The following is a 24,630-nucleotide window of genomic DNA, read 5'->3' as shown; positions in this document are numbered from 1 at the left end:
AGTCAGGGCACCTCGAAGATGAGGCACTACGTCGGTGAGGGAAGACGTGAGCGACAACTCTGTAGTACTGCGGTACGACGGCAGCGAGTACACCTACCCGGTGATCGACAGCACCGTCGGGGACAAGGGCTTCGACATCGGCAAGCTCCGCGCCCAGACCGGTCTCGTGACCCTGGACAGCGGTTACGGCAACACCGCCGCCTATAAATCCGCGATCACTTACCTCGACGGCGAGCAGGGGATCCTCCGCTACCGCGGCTACCCGATCGAGCAGCTGGCCGAGCGCTCCACCTTCCTGGAGGTGGCCTACCTGCTGATCAACGGTGAGCTGCCGACCGTCGACCAGCTGGCCGGGTTCAAGGACGAGATCACCCGGCACACCCTGCTGCACGAGGACGTCAAGAACTTCTACCGCGGCTTCCCGCGGGACGCCCACCCGATGGCGATGCTGTCCTCGGTGGTCTCCGCGCTGTCCACCTTCTACCAGGACAGCCACAACCCGTTCGACGAGCAGCAGCGCAACCTCTCCACGATCCGTCTGCTCGCCAAGCTCCCGACGATCGCGGCGTACGCGTACAAGAAGTCGGTCGGCCACCCGTTCGTCTACCCGCGCAACGACCTCGGCTACGTCGAGAACTTCCTGCGGATGACCTTCTCGGTCCCGGCCCAGGAGTTCGAGCTCGACCCGATCGTCGTGTCCGCGCTGGACAAGCTGCTCATCCTGCACGCCGACCACGAGCAGAACTGTTCGACCTCGACGGTCCGCCTGGTGGGCTCCTCCCAGGCGAACATGTTCGCGTCGATCTCGGCCGGCATCAACGCGCTGTGGGGTCCGCTGCACGGCGGCGCCAACCAGTCGGTGCTGGAGATGCTGGAGGGCATCCGCGACGCCGGCGGTGACGTCGACTCCTTCATCCGCAAGGTGAAGAACAAGGAGGACGGCGTCCGCCTGATGGGCTTCGGCCACCGGGTCTACAAGAACTTCGACCCGCGCGCCAAGATCATCAAGGCCGCCGCGCACGATGTGCTGTCCGCCCTCGGCAAGTCCGACGAGCTGCTGGACATCGCGCTCAAGCTGGAGGAGCACGCGCTCGCCGACGACTACTTCGTCTCGCGCAACCTCTATCCGAACGTCGACTTCTACACCGGCCTGATCTACCGGGCCATGGGCTTCCCGACCGAGATGTTCACGGTCCTGTTCGCCCTCGGCCGCCTGCCGGGCTGGATCGCCCAGTGGCACGAGATGATCAAGGAGCCGGGCTCCCGCATCGGCCGCCCGCGCCAGATCTACACGGGCGTGGTCGAGCGCGACTTCGTGCCGGTCGAGGAGCGCTGAGCCGCTGCCGCGTAGGGGCACCATTCGTCTGGTGCCCCCGTTGGCGGGTGGGCGTCGGCCGTCTTTCGGCTTTGGCGCCAGGGCTCGGGGCGCGGCCGGGGGTCCGGGGGTTGTCCCCCGGGACAGCACGGCCACGGGCGTGGTCGAGCGCGACTTCGTGCCGGTCGAGGAGCGCTAGACGCTCCGCTAGGGGGCGCGTGAAGGGTTGTCGGTTGGCTGCGGCTGGGTCGTGGCTGGTCGCGCAGTTCCCCGCGCCCCTTAGGTCAGCTGCGCTGAGCGCGCTCCAGAGGCTGAGCAATGAAGAAGGCGCCCTGGCGTCGGTCCCCCCACGGGCCGACGACCAGGGCGCCTTCCCATGTCCCGGTGCGGATTCCCCCCACGGGATCCGGCCGGGCGCCTGTGAGACCAGCGCCTGAATCGCTGTCCGGACCCTGTGAGCACAATGAGCAAAACTCACTGCGCTCGGGTCCTGTCTGTTCACTTGTGATCACTGCGATGTTCTGACTGCGGTCTGCCGGGACAGCGCACGCTGGGAGGGCCGCTCAAAGCTTCCCGGTGTACGTGCCCCGGCAACGCATCTCTGGAGAAGTCCCCCAAGACATCCCCAGATGCCAGTCGACGCCCCCCAAGACGCCTTCTGACATCGCCAACTTAGACCTTCGAACCCCTTCGATGGTTACGTTCACATCACTGTGATCTGCGTCTCTTGCATATGTCCCAATAGATGCGCAAGAGGCCCGATACGACGAACGGGGCTCAAGCGTAAGGATGATGCGCGAGCCTTGTGAAGAGCTTATGTGAGGCTTGCGTCGGATTGAAGGGGGGTCTCGCGGAACGTCCGCAGTCGCAGGCTGTTCGTGACCACGAACACCGAGGAGAAGGCCATCGCCGCCCCCGCGATCATCGGGTTCAGCAGACCCGCCGCGGCCAGCGGCAACGCGGCCACGTTGTAGCCGAACGCCCAGACGAGATTGCCCTTGATCGTGGCCAGGGTGCGCCGCGAGAGGCGGATCGCGTCCGCCGCTACCCGCAGATCCCCGCGGACCAGGGTCAGGTCGCCCGCCTCGATCGCCGCGTCCGTGCCCGTTCCCATCGCCAGACCCAGATCGGCGACGGCGAGCGCGGCCGCGTCGTTGACGCCGTCGCCGACCATGGCGACGGTACGACCCTCGGCCTGGAGCCGCTTGACGACCTCGACCTTGTCCTCGGGCAGCACCTCGGCGATCACCTCGTCGACGCCGACCTCCGCGGCCACGGCCTCGGCGACCGTCCGGTTGTCGCCGGTCAGCAGCACCGGCGTGAGCCCCAGTGCGCGCAGCTCGCGCACCGCCTCCGCGCTGGTCTCCTTCACCGCGTCCGCGACCGCGAGCACTCCGCGCGCGGCCCCGTCCCAGCCGACCACGACGGCCGTACGACCGCCGCGTTCGGCCTGCTCACGGGCCGCGGCCAGCTCCGGAGGCAGCTCGTCGAAGAGCAGCCGGCCCACGGCCGCCTCGTGGCCCTCCACACGCCCGCGTACGCCCCGCCCGGGCACGTTCTCGAACCGCTCGACCTCCGGCAGCTCCCCGGCCCGGTCCTCGGCGCCCGCCGCCACCGCGCGGGCCACCGGGTGCTCGGAGGCGTGCTCCAGGGCGCCCGCGAGCCGCAGCACCTGCTTCTCGTCGGCGCCCTCGGCGACGTAGACCTCCTGGAGCGTCATCTTGCCGGTCGTGACGGTGCCGGTCTTGTCGAGGACGACGGTGTCGATCCGGAGGGTGGTCTCCAGGACCTCCGGGCCCTTGATGAGGATGCCGAGCTGGGCTCCGCGCCCGGTGCCGACCATCAGCGCGGTCGGCGTGGCCAGGCCCAGCGCGCACGGGCAGGCGATGATCAGGACGGCGACGGCGGCGGTGAACGCGGCCACCGTGTCGCCGGTCGCGCCGAGCCAGCCGCCGAAGGTGACGGCCGCGATCAGCAGCACCACGGGCACGAAGACGGCGGCGACCCGGTCGGCGAGCCGCTGCACCTCGGCCTTGCCGTTCTGCGCGTCCTCGACCAGCCGGGCCATCCGGGCGAGCTGGGTGTCGGCGCCGATCCGGGTGGCCTCGACGACCAGCCGGCCCCCCGCGTTCACGGTGGCGCCGGTGACGGTGTCCCCGACGGTCACGTCCACCGGCACCGACTCGCCGGTCAGCATGGAGGCGTCCACGGCGGACGCGCCCTCGACGACGGTGCCGTCCGTGGCGATCTTCTCCCCGGGCCGTACGACGAACCGGTCGCCCACCGCCAGCCGCCCGACCGGGATCCGCACCTCGCGTCCGCCGCGCAGGACGGCCACGTCCTTGGCGCCCAGCTCCATCAGCGCCCGCAGCGTGGCGCCCGCGCGGCGCTTGGCGCGGGCCTCCAGATAGCGGCCGAGCAGGAGGAACGCGGTGACGCCGGCGGCGACCTCCAGGTAGATGGCGGAGGCGCCGTCGGTGCGCGAGACGACGAGGTCGAAGCCGTGGCGCATGCCGGGCATGCCCGCGTCGCCGAAGAACAGCGCCCACAGGGACCAGCCGAACGCGGCCAGCGTGCCGACCGACACCAGGGTGTCCATGGTGGAGGCGGCGTGCCGGGCGTTTGTCCAGGCGGCCTTGTGGAAGGGCAGGCCGCCCCAGACGACGACGGGTGCGGCCAGGGTGAGGGACAGCCACTGCCAGTTGTCGAACTGGAGGGCCGGGATCATCGCGAGCAGCACGACGGGGAGGGCCAGGGTGGCGGAGACGGCGAGGCGCTGCCGCAGGGACGCCAGTTCCGGGTCCTGCTCCGGGTCTTCCTGCCGTACGTCTTCGGGGGCGGGCTCCGGCGGCGGGGGTTCCTCCGCGGTGTAGCCCGTCTTCACGACGGTGGCGATCAGATCGGCGACCTCGACCCCGGCGGGGTAGGTGACCCTGGCCTTCTCCGTCGCGAAGTTCACCGTGGCGGTGACCCCGTCCATGCGGTTGAGCTTCTTCTCGACGCGGGCGGCGCAGGCGGCGCAGGTCATGCCGCCGATCAGCAGCTCGACCTGGGAGGTCGGCGGCGTGTCTATGGGCGTGTCTGTGGTGGTCATGTCCGGGCTCCAGACGACGGACCGGACCGTACGCCACCCATTCTCGGTGGAGTACGGCCCGGTGTCGGCGGTCGTGGCTCAGTTGCCGTTCAGCCGGTGCTCAGGCGCGGCCGACCAGCTCGTAGCCGGCCTCGTCGACGGCGGCGCGCACGGCCTCCTCGTCCAGCGGCGCCTCGGAGACGACGGTGACCTCGCCGGTGGCGGCGACGGCCTGCACGGACGTCACGCCGGGGAGCTGGGTGAGTTCGGCGGAGACCGAGCCCTCGCAGTGTCCGCAGCTCATCCCGGTCACCTTGTAGACGGTGGTGACGGAACCCTGGGTGTCGGTCTGGGCGCTCATGTCGTTACTCCTCGTCGAGGCGTATGGGGTTGCGGTGGCCCACGAGGGGCTCACCTCACTCACACACTATACCCCTAGGGGGTATTTCTCAAAGAGGCCCCCGGCCGTGTCGCCGCCGCGGCCGGTTACCGTTCCCCGTCGAAACCGACGGAAGGCGAGGGGCGTATGCGGGCGGTGGTGTTCGAGCGGTTCGGGGAGCCGGCCGAGGTGCGGGAGGTCGCGGACCCGCGGCCGGCGGAGCACGGGGTGGTGGTGCGGGTCGAGGCCACCGGGCTGTGCCGCAGCGACTGGCACGGCTGGCAGGGGCACGACCCGGACATCACCCTGCCGCACGTGCCGGGCCATGAACTCGCCGGAGTCGTCGAGGCGGTCGGCGACCGCGTGGCCCGCTGGCGGCCCGGCGACCGGGTCACCGTGCCGTTCGTCTGCGCGTGCGGCGGCTGCCCGGCCTGTGCGGCGGGCGACCAGCAGGTGTGCGAGCGGCAGACCCAGCCCGGCTTCACCCACTGGGGGTCCTTCGCCCAGTACGTGGCGCTGGACCACGCCGACGTGAACCTGGTCGCCGTGCCCGAGGAGATGTCGTTCGCCACCGCCGCCTCGCTGGGCTGCCGGTTCGCCACCGCCTTCCGGGCGGTGGTGCAGCAGGGCCGGGTGGCGGCGGGGGAGTGGGTCGCGGTGCACGGCTGCGGCGGGGTGGGCCTGTCCGCGGTGATGATCGCGGCGGCGGCCGGGGCGCGCGTGGTCGCCGTCGACGTGTCGCCGCGGGCGCTGGAGCTGGCGCGGCGTTTCGGGGCGGCCGAGTGCGTGGACGGGACGCGGACGCCGGACACGGCCGAGGCGGTCCGGGAACTGACCGGCGGCGGAGCCCATCTCTCCCTGGACGCGCTCGGCTCACCCGTGACCTGCGCGGCCTCCGTGCGGTCCCTGCGCCGCCGCGGCCGGCACGTCCAGGTCGGCCTGCTGCCCTCACCGGACGGCACCACCCCCGTGCCCATGGCCCGCGCGATAGCCCTCGAACTCGAACTCCTCGGCAGCCACGGCATGGCCGCGCACACCTACCCGCCGATGCTGGAACTCGTCCGCACCGGCGGCCTGCGCCCCGACCTCCTGGTGACCTCGGCGATACCGCTGGCCGCCGTGCCGGACGCGCTCGCGGCGATGGGTACGGCGCCCGGGGCCGGGGTGACGGTCATCGAGCCGTGGAGCTGACCGCGGCCCACTCGGGCGCGAGGACCGACATCCGTACGGCGTCGATCCACTGCCCCGACTGCCACACCACCTGCCGCTCGGTGCCCTCGGCGACGAACCCGGCCTTCTCGTAGGCGCGCCGCGCCCGGGGGTTGTGCGCCAGGACCTGCAACGACACGCGGTGCAGCCCGAGTTGCCCGAAGGCGTGGCCCAGCATCAGCCGGACGGTCTCCGTGCCGAGGCCGCGGTCCCGTCCGCCGGGGCCGATCAGGATGCGGAAGTTGCAGTTGCGGTTGGGCTCGTCCCAGTCGTTCAGGACGGCCTCGCCGACCAGTTCGCCGCTCGCCCGGTCCACGATGCCGAGGTCGAGCCGGTCGGTCTGCTCGTTCCGGCTGCCGTACCAGGCACGCAGCCGGTCGGGCTCGAAGGCGTCCTGAGGGCTGCCGGTGAGCCGTATGACGTCGGGGTCGGCGAGGACGCGCGCCATCACGGGCACGTCGGCCTCGGTGAACGGCCGCAGTACGACCCGTTCGCCGGTGAGCACGGGTTTCACGGAGAAGTCCATGGGCGGCACTGTGCCCCACGGCGAGGTGGGGCACCGAGTGATTTTTCCCCGTCGACTTTTCCGGGGCGATTTCCAGGCCGGGATCAGTCCTGCCTGCGCCCCCGGTTGCCGGGCCGGGAGGCGACCCACGCCCGGACGGTCTCCGGGTACCAGTACGGCTTGCCGCCCTCCACGTGATCCGGCGGCGGCAGCAGACCGTGCTTGCGGTAGGAGCGCACGGTGTCGGGCTGGACGCGGATGTGGGCCGCGATGTCCTTGTAGGACCAGAGCCTTCGGTCGGTCATGTGTTGCACCTCCCCGCGCGCGCCACGGCGGCGGCCGGGGGAGCCGTCGGGGGAGCCGGGCGCTGCGCTGGCGATCACCAAGCCTGTGCCCGGTCAACGACGCCCGGTGACCGCGTGAACGGGCTTGTGGGGCGGGTGTGACACGGAATCCGCGGACACGTGACATGTGTGACAGAGAGGTGGTGTTTGTGACACGGGTGCAGCAAAGCCACACCTCCGCGAGCCCCCGACCGGACGTATCTAGTCCGAATGTCTGGACAAACTATTGACAGGGCTGTCCGCCCGCGACTAGAAACCCTCACAGAGCCGCGAAGGCGCGACGCGAAGGGATCTCGATGGCGTACGACCTGATCACCATGGGGCGCATCGGCGTGGACCTCTATCCGCTCCAGACCGGCGTCCCGCTCCCGCAGGTGTCGTCCTTCGGCAAGTTCCTCGGCGGATCGGCCACCAACGTCGCGGTCGCCGCCGCCCGCCTCGGCCGCCGCACCGCGGTGATCACCCGCACCGGCGACGACCCCTTCGGCACCTATCTCCACCAGGCGCTGCGCGACTTCGGCGTGGACGACCGCTGGGTCACCGCCGTGCCCGGGCTCCCCACCCCGGTCACCTTCTGCGAGGTGTTCCCGCCGGACGACTTCCCGCTCTACTTCTACCGGCAGCCCAAGGCGCCGGACCTGGAGATCGACGCCCACGAACTCGACCTCGACGCCCTCCGCGAGGCCCGGATCTTCTGGGTGACCGGCACGGGACTGAGCGAGGAGCCCAGCCGTACGGCGACCCTGGCGGCCCTCGCCCACCGGGCCAAGGCGTCCACCACCGTCTTCGACCTGGACTGGCGCCCCATGTTCTGGCAGGACCCGGACACCGCCCGCCCCTTCTACGCCGAGGCCCTGAAGCACACCACCGTCGCCGTCGGCAATCTCGACGAGGTGGAGGTCGCCACCGGCGTCCGCGAACCGCACGCCGCCGCCCGCGCCCTGCTGGACGCGGGGGTCGAACTCGCCGTCGTCAAGCAGGGACCCAAGGGCGTCCTCGCGGTCAACGGCAAGGGCGAGTCCGCCGAAGTCCCGCCCCTCCCCGTGAACGTCCTCAACGGCCTCGGCGCCGGCGACGCCTTCGGTGGCTCCCTCTGCCACGGCCTGCTGGAAGGCTGGGACCTGGAGCGGATCATGCGGTACGCCAACGCCGCCGGGGCGATCGTCGCCTCCCGCCTGGAGTGCTCCTCCGCGATGCCGACGCCGGACGAGATCGAGGCGGCGCTGAGCGCGGGAGCGGTGCTGTGAGGGCGGGCCGGGTGACGGGCGCGCACCACGAGCCCGGCGGGACGCCGGGCGGCGGCACGCCCATGGCCCCTCGGCAGGGCGCCCCCGCCGTGGACGTGCCCGCGCTGGTCCGCCTGCGCACCCACCACCCCGAGGCGATCGCCGAGGCCGCCGCCCGCCGCGCCCGCCGGCCCCTCCTCAAGGACAACGGCCGGCTGATGATCGTCGCCGCCGACCATCCGGCGCGTGGCGCGCTCGGCGTCGGCGACCGCAAGCTCGCCATGGCCAACCGCGCCGACCTGCTGGAGCGCCTCTGCCTGGCGCTCAGCCGCCCCGGCGTCGACGGTGTCCTCGCCACCGCCGACATCCTCGACGACCTGCTGCTGCTCGGCGCCCTGGACGGCAAGGTCGTCATGGGCTCGATGAACCGCGGCGGCCTCCAGGGCGCCCGCTTCGAACTCGACGACCGCTTCACCGGTCACCGCCCGGAGGACATCCAGCGGCTCGGCTTCGACGCCGGCAAGCTGCTCCTCCGTATCGACTACGACGACCCGGGCTCCCTCAACACCCTGGAGTCCACCGCCCGCGCCATCGACGAGATGGCGGCCCGCCGACTCCCGGTGTTCGTCGAGCCGTTCATCAGCCGTCGGGACCCGGACGGACGGCTGCGCAACGATCTGTCGGCCGACGCCGTGACCCGGTCGATCGCCATCGCCTCGGGCCTGGGCGGCAGTTCGGCCTACACCTGGCTGAAGGTCCCGGTCACCGACGACCCCGACGACATGGCCCGGGTCATGGAGACGTCCACCCTGCCCGCCGTGCTGCTCGGCGGAGAGGTCGGAGACGACCAGGAAGAGGCGTACGAGAAGTGGCGCGGCGCCCTGCGACTGCCCACCGTGCGGGGGCTGGTGGTGGGCCGGTCGCTGCTGTACCCGGCGGACGGCGACGTGGCCGCCGCCGTGGACACCGCCGTAGGACTGCTGTGAGGGCCGCATGAACGACGAGTTGTACCTGCCCAAGGGCACGACCACCGACGCGCACCACACGCTCGCCATCGACCCGAAGCGGGCCGGCTGGACCTACAGCGGCCTGCGGATCGTCGAACTGCCGCCCGGTGGCAGCCACACTCTCCTCGCCGGGGACAGCGAGTGGATCGTGCTGCCGCTCAGCGGCGGATGTACGGTGCACGTGGAGGACGAGGTATTCCAAGTCGTGGGCCGGCAGAACGTGTTCGCGTCCGTCACGGACTTCGTGTACGTCCCCCGGGAATCCCGGGCCCAGATCGCCTCCGGCGCGGGAGGCCGCTTCGCCCTGGCAGGAGCGAAGTGCGAGCGACGACTCCCCGCCCGCTACGGCCCCGCGCCGGAGGTACCCGTCGAACAGCGCGGCAGCGGCACCTGCGCCCGCCAGGTCCGCAACTTCGCCTCCGCCGACGCCTTCGAGTGCGACAGGCTCATCGCCGTCGAGGTGATCACCCCGGGCGGCAACTGGTCGTCGTACCCGCCGCACAAGCACGACGAGCACCGGCCCGGCGAGGAGGCGGAGCTGGAGGAGATCTACTACTTCGAGATCGACGGCCCGAACGGCTTCGGCTACCAGCGAGTGTTCCCCTCCCGCGAAGGCGGCGCCGACGTGCTCGCCGAGGTCCGCTCCGGCGACGCCGTCCTCGTGCCGAACGGCTGGCACGGCCCGTCCGTCGCCCAGCCCGGCCACGACATGTACTACCTGAACGTCATGGCGGGCCCGGGCGAGACCCGGGAGTGGCGGATCTGCTTCCACCCGGCCCACGTAGAAAGCACAGGGGGGTACCGATGACCATCCGGCTCACCGTCGCCCAGGCACTCGTCCGCTTCCTCGCCGCCCAGTACACCGAACGGGATGGCGTCCGGCAGCGGCTGATCGGCGCCACCTGGGGCATCTTCGGCCACGGCAACGTCGCCGGGATCGGGCAGGCGCTCGTCGAGTACGCCGATGTCATGCCCTACCACCAGGGCCGCAACGAGCAGTCCATGGTGCACGCGGCGGTCGGTTACGCGCGGCAGGCCAACCGCCTGTCCACGCACGCGGTGACCACCTCGATCGGGCCGGGCGCGACGAACCTGGTCACGGGCGCCGCCCTCGCGACCATCAACCACCTTCCGGTCCTGCTCCTCCCCGGCGACATCTTCGCCACCCGTCCCGCCGACCCGGTGCTCCAGCAGCTGGAAGTGCCGTACGCGGGCGATGTGTCGGTGAACGACAGCCTGCGCCCGGTGTCGCGCTACTTCGACCGGATCACCCGGCCGGAGGCCCTGATTCCTGCGGCGCTGAGCGCCATGCGGGTGCTCACCGACCCCGTCGAGACCGGCGCCGTCACGCTCGCGCTGCCGCAGGACGTGCAGGCCGAGGCGTACGACTGGCCGGAGGAGTTCTTCGCCGAGCGCGTCTGGGTGGTACGGCGGCCCGGTGCCGACCCGACCGAACTCGCCGAGGCGGTGCGTGCCATCCGGGCGGCCCGGCGGCCGCTGATCGTCGCGGGCGGCGGCGTCCACCACAGCCGCGCCGAGGCCGCGCTCGCCGAGTTCGCCGAGGCCACCGGCATTCCGGTCGCCTCCACCCAGGCGGGCAAGGGCTCCCTGCCGTACGACCATCCGCAGGACGTCGGCGGCATCGGCCACACCGGCACCGCCACCGCCGACGAGCTGGCCCGCGGCGCCGACCTGGTGATCGGCGTCGGCACCCGCTACACCGACTTCACCACCGCGTCGAACACCCTCTTCGCGGGGGAGAACGTCCGCTTCCTCAACCTGAACATCGCCCCCTTCGACGGCCACAAGCTGGCCGGCCTCCCGCTCATCGCCGACGCCCGCAGCGGCCTGACCGAGCTGACGGACGCCCTGCGGCTGCACGGCCACCGGGTCGCCGACGCCTACCGGGCCGGGTACACGGAGGCCAAGGAGCGCTGGGAGCAGCGCGTCGACGCCGCCTACGCCGCCCACGACCCGGACGCCCGGCCGACCCAGCCACAGGTGCTGGGCGCCCTGGACGCCCTGGTCGACGAGCGGGACGTGATCATCAACGCGGCCGGGTCCCTCCCCGGCGACCTGCACAAACTCTGGCGGGCACGGTCGTACGACCAGTACCACCTGGAGTACGGCTACTCCTGCATGGGCTACGAGATCCCGGCGGCGATCGGTGTGAAGCTGGCCGCGCCGGACCGGCCGGTGTGGGCGCTGGTCGGCGACGGGACGTATCTGATGATGCCGACGGAGATCGTGACGGCGGTGCAGGAGGGCGTGCCGATCAAGGTGCTGCTCGTGCAGAACCACGGGTACGCCTCCATCGGCGGCCTGTCCGAGTCGGTCGGCGGCGAGCGGTTCGGCACCGCGTACCGCTTCCCGGCCGACGACGGCACCTACACCGGGGCGCCGCTCCCCGTCGACCTGGCCGCCAACGCCGAGAGCCTCGGCATGCGGGTGCTGCGCGCCCGCACCGTCCGTGACCTGCGCACCGCGCTCGCGGAGGCGCGGGCCGCCGACACTCCCACATGTGTCTACGTGGAGACCGAAACGGCAGACACAGTGTCGGGCGCGCCCGAGGCGCAGGCCTGGTGGGATGTACCTGTGGCCGAGACCGCGACCCGACCGTCGGCGGTCAAGGCACGTGAGCTGTACGAACGGCACGTCTCGACCCGACGCCGCCATCTGTGAAGGAGTAACTGGGCATGACGAAGATCGTCAACCACTGGATCGGCGGCAAGACCGTCGAGGGCGCGTCGGGCACGTTCGGTCCGGTCACGGACCCGGCGACCGGCGCGGTCACCACGAAGGTCGCGTTCGCGTCGGTGGACGAGGTGGACGCGGCGGTCGCCGCCGCGAAGGAGGCGTATCTGACCTGGGGCCAGTCCTCGCTGGCGCAGCGCACCTCCATCCTGTTCAAGTTCCGGGCGCTGCTGGACGCGCACCGCGACGAGATCGCCGAGCTGATCACCGCCGAGCACGGCAAGGTGCACTCCGACGCGCTCGGCGAGGTCGCGCGCGGCCTGGAGATCGTCGACCTGGCCTGCGGGATCAACGTCCAGCTGAAGGGCGAGCTGTCCACGCAGGTGGCGAACCGCGTGGACGTGGCCGCGATCCGCCAGCCGCTGGGTGTGGTCGCCGGCATCACGCCGTTCAACTTCCCCGCGATGGTGCCGATGTGGATGTTCCCCCTCGCCATCGCGTGCGGCAACACCTTTGTGCTGAAGCCGAGCGAGAAGGACCCGTCGGCGTCGATCCGCATCGCCGAGCTGCTGGCGGAAGCCGGTCTCCCGGACGGCGTCTTCAACGTCGTCCACGGCGACAAGGTGGCCGTCGACCGCCTCCTGGAGCACCCGGACGTCAAGGCGGTGTCGTTCGTCGGCTCGACGCCGATCGCGAAGTACATCCACACCACGGCGTCGGCGAACGGCAAGCGCGTCCAGGCCCTGGGCGGCGCCAAGAACCACATGCTGGTGCTGCCGGACGCCGACCTGGACGCGGCGGCGGACGCGGCGGTCTCGGCGGCGTACGGCTCGGCGGGCGAGCGCTGCATGGCGATCTCGGCCGTGGTCGCGGTCGGCTCGATCGGCGATGACCTCGTGGAGAAGATCCGCGAGCGCGCCGAGAAGATCAAGATCGGTCCCGGCAACGACCCGACGTCCGAGATGGGCCCGCTGATCACGAAGGTCCACCGCGACAAGGTGGCGTCGTACGTCGAGAACGCGGCGGCCGAGGGCTGCGAGGTCGTCCTCGACGGCACCGGCTACACCGTCGAGGGCTTCGAGGACGGCCACTGGATCGGCATCTCGCTCCTCGACAAGGTGCCGACCAGCGCGAAGGCGTACCAGGACGAGATCTTCGGCCCGGTGCTGTGCGTGCTGCGCGTCGACACCTACGAGGAGGGCGTGGCGCTCATCAACGCCTCCCCCTTCGGCAACGGCACCGCGATCTTCACCCGGGACGGCGGCGCGGCCCGCCGCTTCCAGCTGGAGATCGAGGCCGGCATGGTCGGCGTGAACGTGCCGATCCCGGTCCCCGTCGGCTACCACTCCTTCGGCGGCTGGAAGGACTCGCTCTTCGGCGACCACCACATCTACGGCAACGACGGCACGCACTTCTACACCCGCGGCAAGGTCGTCACCACCCGCTGGCCGGACCCGGCCGACGCCCCGGCGGGCGTGGACCTGGGCTTCCCGCGCAACCACTGACGCACGACGCACGGTGCCCCGCCCTCTCCTCGGCGGAGGGGGCGGGGCACCGGTGCGTCACTGGCCTATCGCCGTGTCGCGCTGCTCCCTGACCTGCTCGGTGAGGTCGCCGGTCTCGGCGGCGGGCGGAGCCGTGATCTGCCGGGTGGCCCCGAACTTCAGGAAGTCCATGGTCACGGTCATGCCGGCGCCGGTCTGCGAGATGCGCACGGGCAGATCCTCGCCGTCGACCCAGATGTCGGCCGTCAGCTTCCCGCCGCCCGCCTCCATGGCGGCGAGGGCGGCCTTCTTCTCCGCCTCGGTGAGCCTGGACTTGTTGATGTGCTCGGCGCCGACGCTGCCCCGGTAGTGGGTGACCTTCTTGCCGAGGACCGTCTCCTCGCCGAGGTCCTTCACCTGCGTGGCGGTGGTCATGTAGCGCAGCGTCGCCGTCGGGTCGGCGGTGGCCGCCATGTTCTCGGCGCCCGCCTCGCCCATCACCGCGGAGACGTCGATGCGCATCCATTCCTTGCCCGCGAGCGGGCCGCTCGGCTGGGGATCGATCTCGTAGTAGTAGGCACCGTCGACCATGATGACCCGCGTCGTCGGGTCGTCCTGGAGGGAGCTCATCTGCGCCGCGGCGGTGTCCATCTCGACGTCCATGGCGGCGCCGTCGCCCCAGGAGTAGGTGCCGTCCATGGCGATCGGCTCGCCGCCGGCCGCGTCCAGCGTGGTCGTCGTCTCGATCTCCGCCGAGCCCAGCTCCTCGGTCTTGTCCGTCGCACGCGTGAGCGCGGCCATGATCTGGTCCGCGTTCTCGACCGCCTCGGCCGCCTTCTTCGTCGTCTCCGCGCTGCAAGCGGTCGTCGCCAGCAGCGCCGCCGCCGTGACCCCCACCCAGGCAGCGGTGTGCCGCACCTTCATGTGTTCCCACCCCAAAAGCTGTGTGTGCGTTGTGGGAGGCGACTCTAGCGGGCGCCACTGACAGTTGTGCGACGTCCTTGTGTTCGCACTCTTCGCTCAGGTGAAGTCCCAGCTCACCACCGCGCAGGCGCCGTCCTCCCGGCCGCCCGCGCTCCGGTAGGCGGCGAGCGCGACCTCGTTGCCGGTGTCCACCCCGACCCACATCCCGTAGCAGCCCAGCTCCCGCGCGAGCTCCGCCAGCCGCCACACCAGCGCTCGCCCGATGCCCCGGCGCCGGTACGGCTCGGCCACACCCAGCTCGTACAGGAACATCTCGGTGCCCTTGTCGGGGTGGACCGTCTCGACGCCGCTGACGAAGCCGACGGGGACGTCCTCCTCGTACGCGAGGAACAGATGGTGCCCGGCCGCGGCCAGGAACCGTTCCGCCCACTCCGTGCGCACGGGGTTGTCGAACAGCGACTCCGCGGCGACGAGTTCGGTCACGGTCGTGGCTCGGCGAATCTCCATACGGCCGTTCGTACCACGGGCGCGGTACGCGCGGCGCCCGCCGTACTCCCCGGGGAGGGGGCGGGGTTCCGCCCACAAGCTGTCTGTCGCCGACAGGTTGGCCCCGTACCGTTGACGCATGGATCTTCGACTGCCCGGACCGCGCGGGGCGTGGTCGCGGGGGCCGCGGCGGCTGCTCGCCGCCGGGGCCGCCGTCGCCGTTCTCGCCGGGGCCGGTACATGGACGGCCGTCGCCTCCGACGACCCGCCCGTGGTGCACCGCGCCGACCGGGTCATGGACGTCGGTGACGGGGTGCGCATCGACACCTCGTACTTCACCTCCGAAGCCGACGGCCGCCGGCCCGCCGTGCTGCTCGGGCACGGCTTCGGCGGCAGCAAGGACGACGTCCGGCAGCAGGCGGAGGAGCTGGCGCGGGACGGGTACGCGGTGCTGACCTGGTCGGCGCGCGGCTTCGGCAATTCGACCGGGAAGATCGGGCTGAACGACCCGGACGGCGAGGTCGCCGACGTCTCGAAGCTCCTCGACTGGCTGGCGAAGCAGCCGCAGGTCCGGCTGGACAAGGCCGGCGACCCGCGCGTCGGCATGGCGGGCGCCTCCTACGGCGGCGCCATCTCCCTGCTGGCCGCCGGGCACGATCCGCGCGTGGACGCCATCGCCCCCGCGATCACCTACTGGAACCTGGCGGACGCGCTGTTCCCGAACGGCGTCTTCAAGAAGCTGTGGGCGGGCATCTTCGTCAACACCGGCGGCGGCTGCCAGGCGTTCGAGCCGACGATCTGCCGGATGTACGAGCGGGTCGCCGAGTCCGGCACCCCGGACGCCGAGGCGCGCGCACTGCTGGAGGAGCGGTCGCCGTCCGCCGTCGGCGACCGCGTCAAGGTGCCCACGCTGCTCGTCCAGGGCCAGTCCGACTCCCTCTTCCCGCTCGGCCAGGCCGACGCGGCGGCGAAGGCGATCCGCGCCAACGGCGCCCCCGTCGACGTCGACTGGATCGCGGGCGGCCACGACGGCGGCGACCTGGAGACGGACCGCGTCCAGGCCCGCGTCACCGCCTGGTTCGACCGGTACCTGAAGGGCGACAAGGGCGCCGACACCGGCCCCGCCTTCCGCGTCACCCGCACCGGCGGCGTCGACTCCACCGACGGCGAGGCCCAGCTGCGCGGCGCGAGTGCCGACACATACCCGGGCCTGGCGAGCGAGGGCACGTCCCTCGCGCTGACCGGCCGCGAGCAGACCTTCGCCAACCCGCCCGGCGCGAACCCGCCCGCCGTCTCCGCCCTGCCCGGCCTCGGCGCCGGCGGCGGCCTCGCCCAGCTCTCCTCCCTCGGCGTCGGCGTCTCGCTGGACTTCCCCGGCCAGTACGCCCGCTTCGCCTCGGCGCCGCTCCGCGACGACCTGCGGATCACCGGCTCCCCGACGGCCACCGTCCACGTGAGGTCCACCAGCGAGGACGCGGTGCTCTTCGCCAAGGTCTACGACGTCGGCCCGGACGGCGCCCAGCAGGTGCTGCCCTCGCAGCTGGTGTCGCCCGTCCGCGTCGAGGACGCCAGGACCGGCAAGGACGTCACCCTCACCCTCCCGGCGATCGACCACGAGGTGGAGAAGGGCCACCGGCTGAGCCTGGTGCTGTCCGCCACCGACCTCGGCTACGCCTCCCCGGCCGCCCCGGCGACGTACACGGTCTCCCTGAAGAGCGACCTGACCGTGCCGACGGCCCCCGACGTCACCACCGCCGCGGCCCCGCTGCCGTCCTGGGTGTGGTGGCTGCCGCTCACCGGCGCGCTGATCGCCGCCGCCCTGCTGTTCACCGCCCGCCGCCGCACCGCGAGCCCCGCACCCGACCCCGAACTGGCGGACGTACCGCTGGAGATAACGGGGCTGACCAAGCGGTACGCCAAGTCGGCGGACCGGTACGCCGTGCAGGACCTCTCCTTCCGCGTGGAGAAGGGGCAGGTCCTCGGTCTGCTCGGCCCCAACGGGGCGGGCAAGACGACCACCCTGCGCATGCTGATGGGCCTGATCACCCCGGACGGCGGCGAGATCCGCGTCTTCGGGCACGCCATCCGGCCCGGCGCCCCGGTCCTGTCCCGGGTCGGCGCCTTCGTCGAGGGCGCGGGCTTCCTGCCGCACCTGTCCGGCCGGGAGAACCTGGACCTGTACTGGAAGGCCACCGGCCGCCCCGCCGAGGACGCCCACGTCGAGGAGGCGCTGGAGATCGCCGGGCTCGGCGAGGCCCTCGCCCGCGCGGTGCGCACCTACTCGCAGGGCATGCGCCAGCGCCTCGCCATCGCGCAGGCCATGCTCGGCTTGCCGGACCTGCTCATCCTCGACGAGCCGACCAACGGCCTCGACCCGCCCCAGATCCGCGAGATGCGCGAGGTGATGATCCGGTACGCGGCCGCCGGGCGCACCGTGATCGTCTCCAGCCATCTGCTGGCGGAGGTCGAGCAGTCCTGCACCCACCTCGTGGTGATGGACCGGGGCCGGCTGGTGCAGGCCGGTCCGGTCGGGGAGATCGTCGGCTCCGGCGACACCCTGCTCGTCGGCACGCCCGAACCCCTGGAGGAGCCGGTGGTCGAGAAGGTCGCCGCCCTGGAGGGCGTCGCCTCGGCGGTCCGCACCGACGACGGCCTGCTGGTCCGGCTCGACGCCGACGGCAGCGCCGCCCGGCTCGTCGCCGAACTCGTCCGCCTGGAGGTGCCCGTCCAGTCCGTCGGCCCGCACCGCCGCCTGGAGGACGCCTTCCTCACCCTGATCGGAGGCTCCGCATGAGCACCCCCGCGCTCGCCGACGTGGCCTCCGGCTACCGGGCGGCCCGCACCCTGCCCCTGCGCGTCGAGCTGGTCCGCCAGCTCAAGCGCCGCCGCACGATGGTCATGGGCGGCATCCTCGCCGCCCTCCCGTTCGTGCTGGCCGTCGCCTTCGCGATCGGCGGCGAGCCGGACGGGCGCGGCGACCGCATCACCCTGATGGACACGGCCACCGCGTCCGGCGCGAACTTCGCCGCGGTGAACCTCTTCGTCTCGGCGGGCTTCCTGCTCGTCATCCCGGTCGCCCTGTTCTGCGGGGACACGGTCGCCTCGGAGGCCAACTGGTCCTCCCTGCGCTATCTGCTCGCCGCCCCGGTGCCGCGCGCCCGGCTGCTGTGGTCGAAGCTCGCCGTGGGGCTCGGCCTGAGCCTGGCGGCGATGGTGCTGCTGCCCGTCGTCGCCCTGGCCGTCGGCACCGCCGCCTACGGCTGGGGACCGCTGGCGATCCCCACCGGCGGCTCCCTGGACGCGGGCACGGCCGCCCAGCGGCTGGTGGTCGTCGTGGCGTACATCTTCGTGTCCCAACTGGTCACCGCCGGGCTCGCGTTCTGGCTTTCGACCCGCACCGACGCCCCGCTGGGTGCCGTCGGCGGGGCGGTCGGCCTGACCATCGTCGGCAACGTCCTCGACGCGGTCACCGCCCTCGGCGACTGGCGGCACTTCCTGCCCGCGCACTGGCAGTTCGCCTGGGCGGACGCCGTCCAGCCCCGCCCGGAGTGGTCCGGCATGATCCAGGGCACGGCGGTCTCCGTAACGTACGCCCTGGTGCTGTTCGCGCTGGCCTTCCGGGGTTTCGCCCGCAAGGACGTGGTGTCGTAGCCCCATTGAGACCCGTCCGCAACGCCCCGTAGCGCACGTTCGGGCCCCCTTCCCCGTCACAGTCACACCAGTAGACGGACGCGAAGGGGGAACGGACGATGGAGCGTTACCGGATACGACGCGGGCTCATCGCCCTGACAGCGGGGGCGGGGCTGCTGCTCGCCGGGTGCAGCGGTACGGGCCAGAGCACCAGCGACAAGGCGGCCGGCCCCGCATACGAACACGGCGGCGACCGCGCGCCGGAGGACTCCCGCCAGGTGGCCCCGTCCCCGGACCAGGACGAGGACCAGGGTCAGGACCTCCTCTCCACCTTCGCCCTCGACGTCGACACCGCCTCCTACGACTACGCCCGCCGCACCCTCGCCGACGGCCGGCTGCCCGACCCGTCGACGGTCCGGCCGGAGGAGTTCGTCAACAGCTTCCGCCAGGACTACGAGCGCCCCGACGGCAACGGCTTCTCGGTCACCGTCGACGGCGCCCGCACCAGCGACGAGGACTGGTCCCTGGTCCGCGTCGGCCTCGCCACCCGGCCCGCCGAGGACGACCGGGAACGCCCGCCCGCCGCCCTCACCTTCGTCCTCGACGTCTCCGGCTCCATGGCCGAGCCGGGCCGCCTCGACCTCGCCAAGGAATCCCTCGGCGTGATGACCGACCGGCTGCGCGACGACGACTCCGTCGCCCTCGTCACCTTCAGCGACGAGGCGGAGACGGTCCTGCCGATGACCCGGCTCGGCGGCCACCGAGGCGAGGTCCACGACGCCATCGACGCCCTGGAGAGCCAGTACTCGACCAACCTCGGCGCCGGCGTCGAGACCGGCTACGCCACCGCCGTCGAGGGCCTGCGCGAGGGCGCCACCAACCGGGTCGTCCTGGTCTCCGACGCCCTCGCCAACACCGGCGACACCGACGCCGACACCATCCTGGAGAAGATCGCCGGCGAGCGCCGCGAGCACGGCATCACCCTCTTCGGCGTGGGCGTCGGCAGCGACTACGGCGACGAGCTGATGGAACGCCTCGCCGACCGCGGCGACGGCCACACCACCTACGTCTCCACCTCCGAGCAGGCCCGCGAGGTCTTCTGCGAACAGCTCCCGCGCCACATCGACCTCACCGCCCGCGACGCCAAGGCGCAGATCGCCTTCGACCCGGGCACGGTCGAGGAGTTCCGCCTGCTCGGCTACGACAACCGCGAGGTCGCCGACGAGGACTTCCGCGACGACCGCGTCGACGGCGGCGAGACGGGCCCCGGCCACACGGTGACCGCCCTGTACGCGGTACGCACCAAGCCCGGCGCCGACGGCCACCTCGCCACCGCCACCGTCCGCTGGCTCGACCCGGAGACCCGCGCCCCGCACGAGGAGACCGGACAACTGGAGACCGACGCCCTCGCCGACTCGGTCCGCGACGCCTCCGCGCGCTTCCAGGTCACCGCCTCCGCCGCCTGGTTCGCCGACGCCCTGCGCCACGAGGACGCGGGCCCGCTGCCGGGCGCCCCACGCTCCCTGTCGGACCTGGCCGAACGCACCTCGCAGCTGGCGTACGAGACGGGGGACACGGCGGTACGGCAGCTGGCGGACGCCGTTCAGCAGGCGAGCGACCTGCGCGGGACCCATTGACCATCCCTTACGGACGAGTAAGTTGACCTTGCGTCAACGACGACGGGCACCACGCCGGCACCGGGAGCCGCCATGGGCGTACGCAGGGATCTGAAGCGGGCCACCCAGCGCACCGATCTGGACAGGCGCGCCAGGATCGAGCTGATCAGGGACGACACCGGCACGGTCCGCGAGGTGCGGGCCGAACCCATGGCCCCGCGCCCCGCCGCCGGCAGCGTCGCCGACATCCCCTACACCAACGCCGCGGAGGCCCCCGACGCCGTGGTGCTGCGCCGCAGGGCGGCCGACGGCCGGGGCGGCTGGCGGCCCGTGACCGCCACCGCCTTCGCCCGGGAGGTCACCGCCGCCGCCAAGGGCCTGATCGCCGCCGGGCTGGAACCCGGCGGCCGGGTCGCGATCATGTCCCGCACCCGCTACGAGTGGACGGTCCTGGACTTCGCCGTCTGGGCGGCCGGCGGCCGGACCGTCCCCGTCTATCCCACCTCGTCGGCCGAGCAGGTGGAGTGGATCGTCCGCGACTCCGGCGTCCGCTTCGTCGTCACCGAGACCGCCGAGCACACCGCCACCGTCACCACCGCCACGTCCGGCCACCCCGAACGCCCCCGCGTCTGGCAGCTGGACGCCGGCGGACTCACCGACCTGACCACCCTCGGCGCCCACCTCCCCGACGAGGAGGTCACCCGGCGCCGCACCGCCCTCACCCCCGACACCGTGGCGACGATCTGCTACACCTCCGGCACCACCGGCCGCCCCAAGGGCTGCGTCCTCACCCACGCCAACCTGCACGCGGAGGCCGCCAACACGGTCGAACTCCTCCACCCGGTCTTCAAGGAGGTCACCCGCCAGACCGCCTCCACCCTCCTCTTCCTCCCGCTCGCCCACATCCTCGGCCGCACCCTCCAGATCGCCTGCCTCATGGCCCGCATCGAGATCGGCCACTGCCCGAGCGTGCGGCCGGACGAACTCCGCCCGGCGCTGAAGGAGTTCCGCCCCACCTTCCTGGTCGGCGTCCCCTACCTCTTCGAGAAGATCCACGACACCGGCCGCGCCACCGCCGAGAAGATCGGCCGCGGCGCCTCCTTCGACCGCGCAGACCGGATCGCCGTCCGCTTCGGCGAGGCGTATCTGCACAAGTTCCTCGGCACCGGCAAGGGCCCCGGGCCCGGCCTGTACGCCGCCTGGGCGCTGTACGACCTGCTGGTCTACCGCCGGATCCGCAAGGAACTCGGCGGCAGGATGCGGTACGCCATCAGCGGCGGCTCCCCGCTCGACCGCAACCTCAACCTCTTCTTCTACGCCGCCGGGATCATCGTCTACGAGGGCTACGGCCTGACCGAGACCACCGCCGCCGCCACCATCGTCCCGCCCCTGAAACCCCGCCCCGGCACGGTCGGCCTCCCGGTCCCCGGCACGGCGGTCCGGATCGCCGACGACGGGGAGGTGCTGATCAAGGGCGGCATCGTGTTCGGCTCGTACTGGAACAACCCGGCCGCGACCAGTGAGGTGCTGGCGGACGACTGGTTCGCCACCGGCGACCTCGGCGCCCTCGACCAGGACGGCTACCTCACCATCACCGGCCGCAAGAAGGACATCCTGGTCACCTCCGGCGGCAAGAACGTCTCCCCGGCGATCCTGGAGGACCGGCTGCGCAGCCGCCCGCCCGTCGGCCAGTGCATCGTCGTCGGCGACAACCGGCCCTTCGTCGCCGCCCTCGTCACCCTCGACCCGGACGCCCTCGCCCACTGGCTTGCGGTCCGCAGGCTGCCCGCCGACACCCCGCTGTCCGAGCTGGTCCACGACCCCCGGCTGCGCGCCGACGTCCAGAAGGCCGTCGACTACGCCAACGAGGCCGTCTCCCGCGCCGAGTCCATCCGCGCCTTCGCGCTCGTCGAGGGGGAGTTCACCGAGGAGAACGGCCTGCTCACCCCGTCCCTGAAGGTGAAGCGGCACGCGGTGACGGCGGCGTACGCGAAGGAGATCGACGCGCTGTACGAGAACGGGCGCGCACCCGGGCCCTGACACACGAGAGGGCGGGGCCGCCGGTGCACTGCCCGGCGGCCCCGCCCGTCTTCCGTCTGCCCGGGGGAGATCAGCTGCTGTTGGACGACAGGATCGAGACGTCCTCCAGCAGGTGCGCCAGCGCGCCGTCGCGCTTGGTCAGCGTCGAGTTCTCGGCACACTGCTGGGTCATCTCGTCCGCCAGGATGTTGAAGTCCGAGAGCGGGACCAGGTTGACCACGCTGACCGGAATGTCGGTCACGGCGATGCACGGCTTGTTGAACGAACCCTGGATGAGCGCCATCTGCGGGCTCATGTTCCCGTACGTGGCCGCGTTGCCGTAGAACTGCGCGGCGCCATTGCCGTTCAGGGAGGCCGGGCCGCTGTCATCGCCGACCGCCATCGCCTGCGGAGAAACGACAGCGGAAGCGCCCATGACGGACGCGGCGATCGCCGCGGTGGCCATAACCTTCTTGATCACTGTGGCAGTCCTTTCTGAGGAAACCCCGTCCACCGGAGCTCTTTGGTCAACTGCAGGCGTGCCGCGCGGTTTCTCCCGTTCACCCCGTTGGCCCATATGCGGGCCAACCGGGTGAACGGCCGCAACCAATCACGATCCGCCCGGTTGATGAGGCCGTAGGACATGCGTCGCTACGAGGAAAGGAATGCGAAGTGCTCAAGAAGGCAATGGTCGCCGCGGCGGCCGCCGCTTCCGTCATCGGTATGTCGGTGGCGGCCGCTCCCCATGCGCTTGCCGTGGGCGACGACGGCGGCCCGGCCGTGGCCAACGGCAACGACGCCAAGTCGGCGTACGGCAACTCGTCGACCGACGGCGCCATGAGCCCGCAGCTCTCGCTGGTCGACGGGACGCTCAACAAGCCGTGTGTCGGCCTGGAGGACATCAACGTCCAGGTCATCAACCTGGTGCCGCTCTCGGACTTCAACGTCGTTGCGGACGAGCTGACCCAGCAGTGTGCCGACAACTCCAGCCAGACCAAGCGCGACGGAGTGGTGTCGCACGTTCTGGAGGACCTGTCGGTCCTGTCGGCGAACGGCGGCTGATCTCCGTCCGCCTACGGCGACTGATCGGAATTCGGTCGAGCCCGGGATGTCCGCCACGATGGTGTGCGGAGCCCGGGCTTTTCCGGATACGGCCCGCGTCACGAACTCCCGAGGGGTGAAAAGCGTGGCGGCAGGCGGCGAACGGGTGAATTTCCTCGCGGTAGACGTTCCGTGGCTTCTTATTCTGTCAATCCCTTTTTCTACAGCTGCCGGTCATGGTGCGAGCCATTCAAGCTGCGCTCGCTCGGTTTCGGCCGTCATAGGGGCATGACCGCAGAGAAGGGAATGTTCATGAAGAAGTGCGCTGCTGTTGTCGCCGGCGCGATCATGGCTCTGGGCGCGGCCGCCCCCGCCTTCGCGGACGCGGGTGCCGAGGGCTTGGCCGCCCACTCCCCGGGCGTCCTGTCCGGCAACCTGGTCCAGGTTCCCGTCCACGTGCCGATCAACCTGTGCGGCAACACCGTCTCCGTGATCGGGGCGCTGAACCCCGCGGAGGGCAACGTCTGCCTCAACGACGACTGACGAGGCGTCGCCACCAGCCGTTCGGCTGGGTCACGGCCGGTCTTGGACGACTCCTGTCACTTGCCAAGGCCGGCCTTTCCCACTTCTTCAAGCAGGAAGACAACGAGATTGCGACAGACCCTGAGCAAGGGAATGGTCGCGGCCGCCGCCGCGACGAGCATTCTGTCCTTGTGCGGCGGTGCCGCACTCGCCGACGTCTCGGCGGAAGGCAGCACCAAGGGCTCCCCCGGTGTGGTGTCGGGCAACAACGTCGAGGTCCCGGTGACGGTGCCGGTCAACGCCTGCGGCAACAGCGCCGACCTGATCGCCGCGATGAACCCCGCGTTCGGCGCGTCGTGTGCCAATGACTCGGGCAAGGGTCGCGACGAGGATCACGACAAGTCGTACGACGACTCCGACGGCCCGTCGTACGGGGACGACGAGAGCGACGACGAGTCCGGTTACGGCGATGTCCCTACTGATGAGCCGGGTGATTACGGGAAGACGCCGACCGGCGAGCCGGGTTACGGGGAGACGCCGACCCACGAGCCGGGTTACGGGAAGACGCCGACCCACGAGCCGGGTTACGGGAAGACGCCGACCCACGAGCCGGGTTACGGGAAGACGCCGACCCACGAGCCGGGTTACGGGGAGACACCGACCGACGAGCCGGGTTACGGGGAGACGCCGCCCGACGACCACACGTCGCCGCCACCTAGTGACCACACGTCGCCACCTCCGAGTGATCACACGTCTCCGCCGCCCAGCGACCACCACACGCCCCCGCCCAGCGACCACCACACGCCGCCTCCTGGTGACCACCACACGCCCCCCGGCGGGCACCACACCCCGCCCCACGGTGGGCACCACACCCCGCCCCACGGCGGTGAACACGAGGTGCCGCCCAAGCTGCCCGACACCGGTGCCGAGGCCGTGCTGGCCGCCTCGGGGCTCAGTGCCGCGCTGATCGTGGGTGGGGCCCTGCTGTACCGGCGAGGCCGAGCCGGGACACATCGGTAGCGCGGATCTCGCGCCCCAGGGGCGCCCCGGGTGACGGTCGGCCAGGTCATCCGGGGCGCCCCTGTGTCGTGCCCGGGCTCCTCTCCTTCGGTCACCCCCAGGGGCTTCACCCTTGCGGGCGAGGCCCGCACTCGAA

The 24,630-nt window shown here is 71.7% G+C and carries 21 protein-coding genes; 14 read left to right on the top strand and 7 right to left on the bottom strand.

Going from position 1 to position 24,630, the window contains the following annotated elements:
• The first annotated feature begins 46 nt into the window (after positions 1 to 46).
• Positions 47 to 1,336, top strand: coding sequence for a citrate synthase (locus ACZ42A_RS16210; RefSeq protein ID WP_468527837.1), 1,290 nt, complete (start codon positions 47 to 49; stop codon positions 1,334 to 1,336).
• Between the two features lie 793 nt (positions 1,337 to 2,129).
• Here ACZ42A_RS16210 and ACZ42A_RS16205 read toward each other — a convergent pair.
• Together ACZ42A_RS16205 and ACZ42A_RS16200 are read right to left on the bottom strand one after the other, a co-directional pair.
• Positions 2,130 to 4,409: a heavy metal translocating P-type ATPase gene (locus tag ACZ42A_RS16205; RefSeq protein ID WP_468527836.1), complete on the bottom strand. Its 2,280-nt coding sequence runs from the start codon at positions 4,407 to 4,409 to the stop codon at positions 2,130 to 2,132.
• Between the two features lie 100 nt (positions 4,410 to 4,509).
• Complete coding sequence (locus tag ACZ42A_RS16200) at positions 4,510 to 4,749, bottom strand: heavy-metal-associated domain-containing protein (protein ID WP_468527835.1); 240 nt, start codon at positions 4,747 to 4,749, stop codon at positions 4,510 to 4,512.
• Positions 4,750 to 4,914: 165 nt separating this feature from the next.
• Here ACZ42A_RS16200 and ACZ42A_RS16195 point away from each other — a divergent pair, with 165 nt between their 5' ends.
• The gene (locus ACZ42A_RS16195; RefSeq protein WP_468527834.1) at positions 4,915 to 5,958 is read left to right on the top strand and encodes a zinc-dependent alcohol dehydrogenase family protein; all 1,044 of its coding nucleotides are present in this window, start codon (positions 4,915 to 4,917) and stop codon (positions 5,956 to 5,958) included.
• Here ACZ42A_RS16195 and ACZ42A_RS16190 read toward each other — a convergent pair.
• Complete coding sequence (locus ACZ42A_RS16190) at positions 5,939 to 6,502, bottom strand: GNAT family N-acetyltransferase (RefSeq protein WP_468527833.1); 564 nt, start codon at positions 6,500 to 6,502, stop codon at positions 5,939 to 5,941. The genes ACZ42A_RS16195 and ACZ42A_RS16190 overlap by 20 nt on opposite strands.
• 83 nt (positions 6,503 to 6,585) lie before the next feature.
• Positions 6,586 to 6,786 carry a helix-turn-helix transcriptional regulator gene (locus tag ACZ42A_RS16185; protein WP_468527832.1) on the bottom strand — a complete coding sequence of 67 codons (201 nt, stop codon included), beginning with the start codon at positions 6,784 to 6,786 and terminating at the stop codon, positions 6,586 to 6,588.
• 335 nt (positions 6,787 to 7,121) lie between these two features.
• On the opposite strand from ACZ42A_RS16185, the gene iolC reads away from it, so the two are divergent.
• The 5 genes from iolC to mmsA all read left to right on the top strand — a co-directional run bounded on the left by iolC (position 7,122) and on the right by mmsA (position 13,257).
• Complete coding sequence (gene iolC / locus ACZ42A_RS16180) at positions 7,122 to 8,072, top strand: 5-dehydro-2-deoxygluconokinase (protein WP_468527831.1); 951 nt, start codon at positions 7,122 to 7,124, stop codon at positions 8,070 to 8,072.
• Positions 8,073 to 8,134: 62 nt separating this feature from the next.
• Positions 8,135 to 9,037 carry a Cgl0159 family (beta/alpha)8-fold protein gene (locus ACZ42A_RS16175; protein ID WP_468528095.1) on the top strand — a complete coding sequence of 301 codons (903 nt, stop codon included), beginning with the start codon at positions 8,135 to 8,137 and terminating at the stop codon, positions 9,035 to 9,037.
• Positions 9,038 to 9,044: 7 nt separating this feature from the next.
• Positions 9,045 to 9,866, top strand: a complete 822-nt coding sequence (gene iolB / locus ACZ42A_RS16170) for a 5-deoxy-glucuronate isomerase (protein ID WP_468527830.1) — start codon at positions 9,045 to 9,047, stop codon at positions 9,864 to 9,866.
• Positions 9,863 to 11,740 (top strand): 3D-(3,5/4)-trihydroxycyclohexane-1,2-dione acylhydrolase (decyclizing), encoded by a 1,878-nt coding sequence (gene iolD / locus ACZ42A_RS16165; RefSeq protein ID WP_468527829.1) that lies wholly within the window; start codon positions 9,863 to 9,865, stop codon positions 11,738 to 11,740. The genes iolB and iolD overlap by 4 nt, the downstream gene beginning before the upstream one ends.
• Before the next feature lie 14 nt (positions 11,741 to 11,754).
• Entirely contained in the window at positions 11,755 to 13,257 is a 1,503-nt protein-coding gene (gene mmsA / locus ACZ42A_RS16160; protein WP_468527828.1) for a CoA-acylating methylmalonate-semialdehyde dehydrogenase, read from the top strand.
• A 57-nt stretch (positions 13,258 to 13,314) separates the two neighbouring features.
• On the opposite strand, the gene ACZ42A_RS16155 is transcribed toward mmsA, so the two are convergent.
• A complete protein-coding gene (locus ACZ42A_RS16155) occupies positions 13,315 to 14,160 on the bottom strand; it encodes an SCO4651 family lipoprotein (protein WP_468527827.1) in 846 nt (281 codons plus the stop codon).
• Between the two features lie 96 nt (positions 14,161 to 14,256).
• On the bottom strand, positions 14,257 to 14,667 hold the full coding sequence (locus tag ACZ42A_RS16150) for a GNAT family N-acetyltransferase (RefSeq protein WP_468527826.1): 411 nt from the start codon (positions 14,665 to 14,667) through the stop codon (positions 14,257 to 14,259).
• A gap of 118 nt (positions 14,668 to 14,785) precedes the next feature.
• Between ACZ42A_RS16150 and ACZ42A_RS16145 the strand changes: the two genes are divergently transcribed.
• The 4 genes from ACZ42A_RS16145 to ACZ42A_RS16130 all read left to right on the top strand — a co-directional run bounded on the left by ACZ42A_RS16145 (position 14,786) and on the right by ACZ42A_RS16130 (position 21,932).
• Positions 14,786 to 17,440: a CocE/NonD family hydrolase gene (locus ACZ42A_RS16145; protein WP_468527825.1), complete on the top strand. Its 2,655-nt coding sequence runs from the start codon at positions 14,786 to 14,788 to the stop codon at positions 17,438 to 17,440.
• On the top strand, positions 17,437 to 18,297 hold the full coding sequence (locus ACZ42A_RS16140; protein WP_468527824.1) for an ABC transporter permease: 861 nt from the start codon (positions 17,437 to 17,439) through the stop codon (positions 18,295 to 18,297). Before ACZ42A_RS16145 ends, ACZ42A_RS16140 begins: the two co-directional genes overlap by 4 nt.
• Positions 18,298 to 18,395: 98 nt before the next feature.
• Positions 18,396 to 19,913 (top strand): vWA domain-containing protein, encoded by a 1,518-nt coding sequence (locus ACZ42A_RS16135; protein WP_468527823.1) that lies wholly within the window; start codon positions 18,396 to 18,398, stop codon positions 19,911 to 19,913.
• A gap of 72 nt (positions 19,914 to 19,985) precedes the next feature.
• Positions 19,986 to 21,932, top strand: coding sequence for an AMP-dependent synthetase/ligase (locus tag ACZ42A_RS16130; protein WP_468527822.1), 1,947 nt, complete (start codon positions 19,986 to 19,988; stop codon positions 21,930 to 21,932).
• Between the two features lie 70 nt (positions 21,933 to 22,002).
• On the opposite strand, the gene ACZ42A_RS16125 is transcribed toward ACZ42A_RS16130, so the two are convergent.
• Complete coding sequence (locus tag ACZ42A_RS16125) at positions 22,003 to 22,392, bottom strand: rodlin (protein ID WP_468527821.1); 390 nt, start codon at positions 22,390 to 22,392, stop codon at positions 22,003 to 22,005.
• 191 nt (positions 22,393 to 22,583) lie between these two features.
• On the opposite strand from ACZ42A_RS16125, the gene ACZ42A_RS16120 reads away from it, so the two are divergent.
• The 3 genes from ACZ42A_RS16120 to ACZ42A_RS16110 all read left to right on the top strand — a co-directional run bounded on the left by ACZ42A_RS16120 (position 22,584) and on the right by ACZ42A_RS16110 (position 24,494).
• The gene (locus ACZ42A_RS16120) at positions 22,584 to 22,973 is read left to right on the top strand and encodes a rodlin (protein ID WP_468527820.1); all 390 of its coding nucleotides are present in this window, start codon (positions 22,584 to 22,586) and stop codon (positions 22,971 to 22,973) included.
• A gap of 267 nt (positions 22,974 to 23,240) precedes the next feature.
• Positions 23,241 to 23,495, top strand: a complete 255-nt coding sequence (locus tag ACZ42A_RS16115; protein ID WP_468527819.1) for a chaplin — start codon at positions 23,241 to 23,243, stop codon at positions 23,493 to 23,495.
• Positions 23,496 to 23,603: 108 nt separating this feature from the next.
• Complete coding sequence (locus ACZ42A_RS16110; protein WP_468527818.1) at positions 23,604 to 24,494, top strand: chaplin; 891 nt, start codon at positions 23,604 to 23,606, stop codon at positions 24,492 to 24,494.
• Positions 24,495 to 24,630: the final 136 nt, after the last annotated feature.

This window comes from Streptomyces sp. NPDC030838 (assembly GCF_055572035.1).
The sequence above is the reverse complement of the archived record's forward strand: the minus strand, read 5'-3'. Positions and strand labels throughout refer to the sequence as shown.

Bases quoted from the DNA above. Each gene is read 5' to 3' on its own strand.
- ACZ42A_RS16205 (WP_468527836.1), bottom strand. From the start codon at position 4,409: ATGACCACCACAGACACGCCCATAGACACGCCGCCGACCTCCCAGGTC.
- ACZ42A_RS16200 (WP_468527835.1), bottom strand. From the start codon at position 4,749: ATGAGCGCCCAGACCGACACCCAGGGTTCCGTCACCACCGTCTACAAG.
- ACZ42A_RS16195 (WP_468527834.1), top strand. From the start codon at position 4,915: ATGCGGGCGGTGGTGTTCGAGCGGTTCGGGGAGCCGGCCGAGGTGCGG.
- ACZ42A_RS16190 (WP_468527833.1), bottom strand. From the start codon at position 6,502: ATGGACTTCTCCGTGAAACCCGTGCTCACCGGCGAACGGGTCGTACTG.
- ACZ42A_RS16185 (WP_468527832.1), bottom strand. From the start codon at position 6,786: ATGACCGACCGAAGGCTCTGGTCCTACAAGGACATCGCGGCCCACATC.
- iolC (WP_468527831.1), top strand. From the start codon at position 7,122: ATGGCGTACGACCTGATCACCATGGGGCGCATCGGCGTGGACCTCTAT.
- ACZ42A_RS16175 (WP_468528095.1), top strand. From the start codon at position 8,135: ATGGCCCCTCGGCAGGGCGCCCCCGCCGTGGACGTGCCCGCGCTGGTC.
- iolB (WP_468527830.1), top strand. From the start codon at position 9,045: ATGAACGACGAGTTGTACCTGCCCAAGGGCACGACCACCGACGCGCAC.
- iolD (WP_468527829.1), top strand. From the start codon at position 9,863: ATGACCATCCGGCTCACCGTCGCCCAGGCACTCGTCCGCTTCCTCGCC.
- mmsA (WP_468527828.1), top strand. From the start codon at position 11,755: ATGACGAAGATCGTCAACCACTGGATCGGCGGCAAGACCGTCGAGGGC.
- ACZ42A_RS16155 (WP_468527827.1), bottom strand. From the start codon at position 14,160: ATGAAGGTGCGGCACACCGCTGCCTGGGTGGGGGTCACGGCGGCGGCG.
- ACZ42A_RS16150 (WP_468527826.1), bottom strand. From the start codon at position 14,667: ATGGAGATTCGCCGAGCCACGACCGTGACCGAACTCGTCGCCGCGGAG.
- ACZ42A_RS16145 (WP_468527825.1), top strand. From the start codon at position 14,786: ATGGATCTTCGACTGCCCGGACCGCGCGGGGCGTGGTCGCGGGGGCCG.
- ACZ42A_RS16140 (WP_468527824.1), top strand. From the start codon at position 17,437: ATGAGCACCCCCGCGCTCGCCGACGTGGCCTCCGGCTACCGGGCGGCC.
- ACZ42A_RS16135 (WP_468527823.1), top strand. From the start codon at position 18,396: ATGGAGCGTTACCGGATACGACGCGGGCTCATCGCCCTGACAGCGGGG.
- ACZ42A_RS16130 (WP_468527822.1), top strand. From the start codon at position 19,986: ATGGGCGTACGCAGGGATCTGAAGCGGGCCACCCAGCGCACCGATCTG.
- ACZ42A_RS16115 (WP_468527819.1), top strand. From the start codon at position 23,241: ATGACCGCAGAGAAGGGAATGTTCATGAAGAAGTGCGCTGCTGTTGTC.